General features: G+C 58.8%; 7 protein-coding genes. 4 read left to right on the forward strand and 3 right to left on the reverse strand.

The window, feature by feature from the left end:
• From ACFDS3_RS18170 to ACFDS3_RS18180, 3 genes are all read right to left on the reverse strand, one after another.
• Positions 1 to 493 (reverse strand): division plane positioning ATPase MipZ (locus ACFDS3_RS18170; protein WP_375263764.1); only part of this gene is annotated, 493 nt, incomplete at its 3' end.
• A 59-nt stretch (positions 494 to 552) separates the two neighbouring features.
• Positions 553 to 1,158 carry a recombinase family protein gene (locus ACFDS3_RS18175; protein ID WP_375263765.1) on the reverse strand — a complete coding sequence of 202 codons (606 nt, stop codon included), beginning with the start codon at positions 1,156 to 1,158 and terminating at the stop codon, positions 553 to 555.
• Positions 1,159 to 1,500: a hypothetical protein gene (locus ACFDS3_RS18180; RefSeq protein ID WP_375263766.1), complete on the reverse strand. Its 342-nt coding sequence runs from the start codon at positions 1,498 to 1,500 to the stop codon at positions 1,159 to 1,161.
• A gap of 429 nt (positions 1,501 to 1,929) precedes the next feature.
• Between ACFDS3_RS18180 and ACFDS3_RS18185 the strand changes: the two genes are divergently transcribed.
• The 4 genes from ACFDS3_RS18185 (at position 1,930) to repC (ending at position 6,572) form a co-directional block, all read left to right on the forward strand.
• Positions 1,930 to 2,286 carry a hypothetical protein gene (locus tag ACFDS3_RS18185; protein ID WP_375263767.1) on the forward strand — a complete coding sequence of 119 codons (357 nt, stop codon included), beginning with the start codon at positions 1,930 to 1,932 and terminating at the stop codon, positions 2,284 to 2,286.
• On the forward strand, positions 2,283 to 4,415 hold the full coding sequence (locus ACFDS3_RS18190) for a DNA-primase RepB domain-containing protein (protein ID WP_375263768.1): 2,133 nt from the start codon (positions 2,283 to 2,285) through the stop codon (positions 4,413 to 4,415). The genes ACFDS3_RS18185 and ACFDS3_RS18190 overlap by 4 nt, the downstream gene beginning before the upstream one ends.
• A 94-nt stretch (positions 4,416 to 4,509) precedes the next feature.
• On the forward strand, positions 4,510 to 5,601 hold the full coding sequence (locus ACFDS3_RS18195; RefSeq protein ID WP_375263769.1) for a helicase RepA family protein: 1,092 nt from the start codon (positions 4,510 to 4,512) through the stop codon (positions 5,599 to 5,601).
• Between the two features lie 2 nt (positions 5,602 to 5,603).
• Positions 5,604 to 6,572: a replication protein C, IncQ-type gene (gene repC, locus ACFDS3_RS18200; RefSeq protein WP_375263770.1), complete on the forward strand. Its 969-nt coding sequence runs from the start codon at positions 5,604 to 5,606 to the stop codon at positions 6,570 to 6,572.
• The last annotated feature ends 126 nt before the right edge of the window (positions 6,573 to 6,698 follow it).

The raw sequence follows: 6,698 nt of genomic DNA on the forward strand, positions 1-6,698 counted from the left end.
GGTTGACGATGCTAGAGGGCGCAACGCGTCCACGCTTCTCCAGAAGTCTTCGTGTCGTGGCAAAGAGGTTCGAGCGCGGGGTGATCATTGTCATCACGTAGATCTTTGGTTTCGAACCGATCAAAGCTTCAACACCTCCCAAAACTTCGATGTCTTCAGGTGTTGGCTTGACCGGAAGGATGACGAGGTCGGATAGCGCGATGGCAGATCGAATGGCACGTTCGTCGTCGTGAGATGGCGGTGTATCAATAATGAGGTAGTCCGCGCCACGCTCGGTCAGCGTTCTATGGATGCCTTGGAGCTTGTCCCACTTGGCTACCGTGAAGCCAGGATCCTGGTTCCCTGCATCACGTCGTCTCTCAATCCATCGACGGGAGGTCCCTTGGGGGTCGAGATCCACAAGTGCGGCGCGAGGCAACATGGCAGCAGCATGGCGCGAGATCGTAGACTTTCCCGATCCACCCTTCTGGCTGATAACTGCGATTGTTTTCATGCGTTGTTACGTGCTCGCGTTGAAACGTGCATGCGTTGTTGCATGTGGAGGTTAACAGCTCAAGCTTTTTCGGCTCTGGACCGCTTCACAATCGCCATGACTGTGTTCTTGCTGATCTGCAGGTCTCGAGCGATCCATCGATACGACTTGCCTGCCGCCACGGCGGCCAGAACATCATTTGCGTACTTGTCGGAAGGGTTGATGCCTCTTGGCCGTCCCAACGTCTTTCCGGAGTTCTTCGCGCGGGCCAGGCCCGACCGGATCCTTTCCGAGGTGAGGTCGCGTTCGAACTCGGCGAACCCAGCGAGTAGGGTTACCATCATCTTTCCGCCGGCGGAGCGCAGATCTAAGTCGATGCCGCTCTCCGCAATCAGGGACACGTTCCAGCTTGCCAGCTGATCCAGCGTCTTGAGTACATCCGCTGTGGAACGACCCCACCGAGACAGCTCGGTGATCAAGATCGCATCTATCTTGCCGCCTTGCGCCATCTCAAGAAGCCATTGCCGAGCAGGGCGATCTGTTCGCTTGCCGGACATCTTTTCCTGAGCGATGTGGACAACCTTAAGCCCCCGGTGCCTAGCAAGGCGCTGAAGGTCGGCAACCTGACGATCAGTGTTCTGTCCGAGCGTCGAGACCCGCGCATAGATGGCGGCGCGGTGTCCCAATTAATCCTCCTGCCCATGAGCTGAATGAGGGGGCGGATTTTTAGGGGTTTCTTGAGCTTGGTTTTGTCCCCGTAAATCATCTGATTTTTTGGGACTGTTCGCCTGAGCCTCCAAGGCGGCCAGATGCTTTTCGCAAAGCTCGTCGGCGAACTTTCGGATTTTCTCGATGCTAGGCGACCCGCGAGGAACCCAAACCGATATCTGTTGGAGCCCCGCTGCCTTTTTAGCCTGTCGGACTTTAGCGGATGCTTGGCGATTGCGTTCCTGGTTGGTGAGGGCCTTTTCGGCCAAGGCCTCCAATTCCGATCGCCCGAGCTTTTGCAGGCGGGTCTTCTCGTTCATTGCCGGCTCTTTCTTCTTTCAGGGTATGCCCTTATATTAGTTGTATGGCATGTCATGTTTCAAGTTTTACTATATACGGTGAAGAGCAAGCCATGTTGTTGTCAGGACGGAAACTCCGACCTGACAACAACGCTTGCCAAGGGGTACCCCTGGACCCCCTCCGTATCTCATCCGCCCTCCGCTTCGCTCGGTTGGCTGAAATACTGCGCCCTTCGTTCGATCACGGCCCTGCTCCCTGCGGTCTCAGCTGCCGTTCTTCTCTCTCCGCTTGCCTGGCGTACCGCCAATCGCGGATTGCCTTGGGGTGTCATTCATTACTCTCCCGGTTCCCCTGGCACGTCCTATGGCTGGGTCGTCCTTGCACTCCCCCAAGCCCCCTATCCTGCGCGCTCTGGTTTTCCAGTGCCCGCCGGAGAAAGGAAGTCGCTCATGCCGCGCCCTGCCGTTGACGCCCTTGATCGCCGTCAGCCGTTCAGCGGTCTCCGGCTGTCCCAGCGGGAACTGAATAGCATCCGGGAGCGGGCTGAGGAGGCGGGCCTCAGCGTGTCTGAGTTCATCCGTCAGTCGGCTCTTTCGTCGACCGTCCGTGCGGCTCCGGCTGTCTCGATCCGGCAATGGTCCGATCTCGCTCCACTAGCCTCGAACCTCAACCAGATCGCGTACCGGCTGAATGCGGGTCAGCAGGACCGCCTGAGCTCAACCGATCGCCAGACCCTTGCCGAACTAGATGATCTTTTGCGCGAAATCCGGTTGCGCCTTCTTGATGTGGAGCCAGATGCCCTATGATCGGTAAACTCATCAAAGGGCGCGGTGCCCGTGGCCTGATCGACTACCTGCTCGACGAGATGGACCAGAAAGGCGATCCGCGGCCACAAGCCCGGATTATCGGGGGCACTTTCGCTGGCCGAACGGCCCGCGAGATTGCTGCGGAGTTCGGCGCCCTCCATGCCCTGCGGCCTAGCCTTGGCGTCTATGTGGTGCATGAGGCTCTGCGCTTGCCCGATGGGGATCCTGACCTTGGCGATGCCACTTGGAACCAGATCGCCGAGCGGTGGGTGGCGGGTATGGGCTTTGAGGATTTTCTGGTGGTCAACCATGGCGATGGCCATGTCCATATCGCGGCCTCGCGGATCAGGCGCGACGGTACCGTTGTGCCTGACGCGCAGGATTACCGGCGTTCAGAGGGGATCATTCGCCAGATAGAGGAGGAGTTCGGGCTGACGGTGGTCGAGAGCAGCCATCTGTTGGACGGGGAGAAGGCCGTGGACCATCACAAAGCCCCAGGTCGTGAGCAGATCATTTACGCCGATTTTGCTGGGGAGGCGCCCCCGGCCATGCGAGTGGCAGCATTGATCGATGGGATCATCGAGGGTGGTGCGACAGTTTCCGAAATGATCGAGCAGCTGGAACATGCTGGCGTTGCCGTTCATCCGAACGTGGCCTCGACCGGGCGCGTGTCCGGGTTGGCTTATGAGCTTGAAGGTATCCGTGTCACCTCGAAGGCCATGGGGCGTGGCTTCACCTGGGCCAATTTACAGAAGAGAGGGCTTTCCTATGAGCCAGGTCGAGACGATGCGGCAATCCGCGAAACGCGAGGCCGCCGACAAGCTGAAGCCGCAGCAGCTCTTGAAGGAGTTGGAGACGCTGGCAGCGGTGGTGCAGACCTTCCGAGCCTCCGTGAGCGATATGGAGCGGCAGGCCAGGGGGACACAGGTCAGGCTCGCGGAGATAGAGGACGCGAGCAAACGGATGAGCACGCAAAATCGCAAGCACGTAATAACGTCCTCGATCCTGACGAGCGTGGGGTCGGCGGCTTTCATAATGATGCTCTGGATCGGTTGGTCTACCTTGCAGCCGACGAGGTCGAGTGCAGTCGAAGACAGGGTTCTGGAGATGGTGACGGATCCGACCGTTCCGCAGGACGTGAAGGACTGGCTGTTCTCGAACGTCATCTCGCCGAGGCGGTAGGTCGGGCAGGACAGCAGATCGGGCAGTTCCAGCGCGCGGTAGGCGCCGAGCAGTACCAGGTCATGGTTTCGACGCCCGATCGGAAAGGTGGGAAGGTTGAAAGACAGACGTGGACCGCTGAGCAGTTGTTGAAGCCGAAGAATGTTCGGTGGATGCAGCAGCGCAACGCAAATTTTGGCGGAGTGTATATCCGTCCGATGGATCGGCGGATCACCCTCCTGGACGACCTGACGGCAGACCAGGTCACGCAGCTTGAGAAAATGAACTTCGCACCGGCGGTCGTTCTGGAGACCTCAGGCGGCAACCACCAAGCTTGGATCCGCCTCCTGCCGCCGGAGGCGCCCGAGCCGAGCCAGAAGGTCGCCACCCAGGCCAGCAGATCCTTGGCCAAGGCGTTCGGCGGGGATCCAGCAGCTGTCGGTGCCGAGCGGTTCGGACGCCTGCCGGGCTTCGTGAACCGGAAGCCCAAGCACGATCGTCGCGGTAAGGGGCCCTGGGTGACGCTCAGAGCGGCTACAGGTGCCATAGCCGCTGCTGGGCGTGATCTGATCGCCAAGATCGAGAAGGCGTTCCAGGCGGCCGCAGAGCGCCAGAGGGCAGCCAGTGCCGAGAAGCAGGTTGCCCGGGTTGTGCGAACCAGGATCCCTGCTGGCGACGCGGAAGCGCTGGTGCGCGCCGGGCTTGAAAGATCAATGCTGGAAACAGACGACCAGTCCGTTGCGGACTTCCGTGCTTGCGGTTTTGCGTTAAAGCACGGGGCGCATCCGGATGATGTCGTTGAGGCCCTTCGTCGCCACTCGCCTGATATCGAGGAGCGGCATCCGGCGATCGATGACTATTTGGCGCGTACCATACGAAAGGCCGGGGCAACGGGTTACGTGCGCCGTCGCCAAGATGGTGGTGTGCCTGACATGCCACCTAACGAGTTTAATGACCCGGGCCCCTGAAGTTCATGTCAGAGATGCACATACTCACTATTGATTGCGTGTTTGCGTGCTTTATAGTAAGCACGTAAAAACGTAACATGCGTAAGGGCATGCCATGAGCGCCGAATTCGATCCTACGCGGCTCGAGCCGCAGGACGTTGACCTGCCGAGCAGCTATCCTGTGCCGGAAGGATGGCTTAGGGACTGGAACCCCGAAACAGGTCGGATCACTCGGCTTTGGTTGCCCGGCACCATTTCTAGTGAGGAGTTGGAACGCCGGCGCCCGGATATGGAAAAGAGCCATGCTGTCGCCGAGTTTTCGGACCGAAAAATGGATCTTCGGGCCACGTTCGACACCGAGCCCGAGCCACTCGACATGGTCTTGCCGGGGATGGTGGCCGGCACGGTCGGCATGATTGCCGGGGCAGGTTCCGCAGGCAAATCGATGTGGTCAGTTCAGTGTGGCATGTCGATCGCATGCGGTTCCGACCTTTTTGGTCTGTTCAACGGGATTGAGGGTTTCGAGTTTCAGCGTGGACGTGTCGTTTACGCTTGTGCGGAGGACCAGCGCCCTGTTCTGCATCATCGCCTCTTCACCATGGCGCAACGCATGCGGGAAGCTGACCCGGCTGACGCGCCCGCGGTCATCGATGCCATCGTCGACAACTTCGACGTCGTGGATCTTTATGGGTCCGGCGTCACCATCGAACCGCACAGGCCTGACTGGTGGTTGTCCCATTGGTGGCTGTTGGCGGACATGGCAAAGGGCGCGCGGCTCATCATTATCGATACCCTGATCCGGTTTGCCGGCGGCCGCTCGGAAAACGACAACGTTGAAATGGCAGCGATGATGAGCGCTGTCGAAATGGCCGTGAAGGCCACCGGGTCGACGTTTCTGCTCTTGCATCATGTCGGAAAGGCCAGTGCCCGCGACGGCACGGCCGGTTCTGATCAAACGGCGGTTCGAGGTGCGTCGAGCTTGACGGACAATGCCCGATGGCAAGCAAACCTCCAGACTATGACTGTACAGGAAGCCGAGAAGCGCGGGATCGAAGGACCTGACGAGCGTCGCCGTTGGGTCAGCTGGGAAGCCACAAAGACGAACTACGGGCCGCCCTTGCCGCCAGTATGGCTTTACCGCGGCCCGAGCGGCATCCTGGTGGCCGACCAGCCACCGGAGATTCAGAATAGACGGGGAAGGGTCTAGAAGTGGCACAAGGCCTTTCTGATTTTGCGTTCTACGATCCGGCATTTGGCGGATGTGATGGCCTTTTCGTGCCGAAGCGATCGAAGGGCCAAGCTCTGTATGACGTGCAGCGAGAGTGGGACGCCGGCATCATCAGTTTTAAGGGCGAGCAGATGACTTCGGCGCACCAAAGCGTTTTGCTTGCGATCTGCGCTCAGACATCCCGAGACGGTTATCTGATCCGAGGCAATGAGCGGGAGGTGAAGGTCCGCCAAGATGTCTTGGGGCTTGATGATCTTCTCGATGACGTCGACATGTCCTTCTTGGAGATCAGCGCTTATGATCTGCTCCTCGATGCCGGGATGGGAACCGGCGGCAAGGACTACAAGGCACTTATCGCGCTGCTGCACGAGATGAGCACGGTCTCAGTTTATCGAGAGGTCCCCGGCAAGAAGAAGCGCATCTCGCCGTTGATCCAGTTCCCGAAAGCTTTCGATGGGGACCAACTGCCGATCAGGCTGAACTGGCGCTTGGCGGCCTCTATCTTTGGCGAACAGAATGTCCGAGTCAGTCTCAATGAGCGCCGGCAGCTTGAGACTCCGATCGCGAAGATAGCTCATTGCTGGTTCAGCTGCTTTATCCGCGAAGGACAGAGCCTGATGGCAGGGAAGGGTGCTAGCCTACATACCTTAGCGGGCCATGTCTGGGGCCGAAGACCTGCGTCTGACAGTGTCTGGCGGAAGAGGCGCGAAAAGCTCAAGCGAGCTCTCTTGGAGGAAGTGGGGCGGCTCAACGGCTGGGCCATTGCCATGGACGATCGACGTCGTGGCATCTGGTATATCAGCCGCCCGAAGCAAATTCTAAACTCGAATGATTTCTACTTCCCAACGCCATCTGAGAAGCGAGCTTTCTCCGACTCGATACAAGAGAGCCGACGTTCCGACCGATCGGGCGCCGAAGAAGAATATCGACATGTTCAGAAGCGGCTATGATCGGACCTATCGTCACAAACTATCGGACCTACCGTCACAAACAGTCGGACCTATCGTCACAACTGCGAACCAAAAAATTGTTGCACGTGAGTGTTTTATAAGTTCTTTCTTAGAACCAGTTGCTTT

The sequence above is a fragment of the Palleronia sp. genome (assembly GCF_042089775.1).
Lineage (GTDB): Bacteria > Pseudomonadota > Alphaproteobacteria > Rhodobacterales > Rhodobacteraceae > Palleronia.